Source organism: Clostridioides sp. ES-W-0018-02 (assembly GCF_020658175.1).
Lineage (GTDB): Bacteria > Bacillota > Clostridia > Peptostreptococcales > Peptostreptococcaceae > Clostridioides.
Window position 1 is genome coordinate 1 of sequence record NZ_JACVVY010000061.1, and the last position, 311, is coordinate 311.

The window sequence follows — 311 nt, forward strand, 5'->3', positions numbered from 1 at the left end:
CCACCGCAAGGGTAAGACCCCAGAAAGACTATCTGGTTGATAGGTCGAAGGTGTAAGTGCAGCAATGTATTTAGCTTATCGATACTAATAGGTCGAGGACTTGACCAATATTATTTGATGTTCATTGATTAAAATATATATGTAGTTTTTAGAGTGTTAACTCTAAAGAATCTAGTTTACTAGTTTCAATAACTTAATAGTAATATTAAGCATAAAGATTATGTGGTTACAATAGCAGAGAGGATACACCTGTTCCCATTCCGAACACAGAAGTTAAGCTCTCTAGCGCTGATGGTACTTGGTGGGAAACT

2 rRNA genes are annotated in these 311 nt (G+C 36.3%); both read left to right on the forward strand.

The window, feature by feature from the left end:
* A 23S ribosomal RNA gene (locus IC219_RS21490) occupies positions 1-108 on the forward strand; the annotation flags it as partial.
* Positions 109-221: 113 nt separating this feature from the next.
* Positions 222-311 (forward strand): 5S ribosomal RNA (gene rrf, locus IC219_RS21495); the annotation flags it as partial.